Source organism: Arthrobacter sp. SW1, from assembly GCF_001766675.1.
In the GTDB taxonomy this organism is placed as follows: Bacteria; Actinomycetota; Actinomycetes; order Actinomycetales; family Micrococcaceae; genus Arthrobacter.
The window spans coordinates 1-848 of the sequence record NZ_MJLT01000051.1 but is presented as its reverse complement, the minus strand read 5'-3'; the positions used below and the strand labels follow the sequence as shown (position 1 = coordinate 848).

Genomic DNA, 848 nt, shown 5'->3' with positions numbered 1-848 from the left:
AGGGGCCCGAGCTGCCGGTCGGCGGCCATGGCGTACTGGGTGAGGTCGTTCGTGCCGAGGGAGGCGAAGGAGACTTCCTGCAGCACGGTGCCTGCGGTAAGCGCGGCGGAGGGCACCTCGATCATCACGCCGGGGGTCTTCAGTCCCGCGGCAGTGGCGAGTCCGGCGAAGCGGGCCGCTTCGTCCGGGGTGGAGATCATGGGGGCCATGACCCATACCTCGGCCTCATGCTGGGCTTCGGCCGCTGCGATCGCGGAGAGCTGGCGTTCCAGGACCCCGGGGCTGGTGAGGTCGGTGCGGTAGCCGCGCACGCCCAAGGCAGGGTTAGGTTCCTCCGAGTTGCTCAGGAACGGCAGGGGCTTGTCCGCGCCGGCGTCCAGGGTGCGGACCACCACCTTCTTGCCCGGGAATGCCGCGAACACGGCACCGTAAGCGGCGATCTGCTCTTCGACGGTGGGCTCGGTGTCGCGGTCCAGGAAGCAGAACTCGGTGCGGAGCAGGCCCACGCCCTCGGCGCCGGCGTCGGCGGCCTTGACCGCGTCCGCGCCGGTGCCCACGTTGGCCAGCAGGGGCACGCGGTAGCCGTCGGCGAGGGTGTTGTCGCCGGTGAAGGCAGCCAGGGTGGAGGCCTGGGTGGCCCAGGCCTTCGCCGCAATGCGCAGTTCCTCGGACGGTTCGGTGGTGATGGTGCCGGCGGCACCGTCCACGTACACCTCAACCCCGTCGCTGATTTCGTCCACGCCGGGGGCGGCGACGACGGCGGGCAGGCCCAGCGCGCGGGCCAGGATCGCGGTGTGCGACTGCGGTCCGCCGCCGGAGGTGATCAGGGCGATGACCTTGGCCGGGTC

General features: G+C 71.6%; 1 protein-coding gene. It reads right to left on the bottom strand.

The features are described from left to right. Positions 1-848 (bottom strand): putative PEP-binding protein (locus BIU82_RS15965; protein ID WP_139146656.1); only part of this gene is annotated, 848 nt, incomplete at both ends.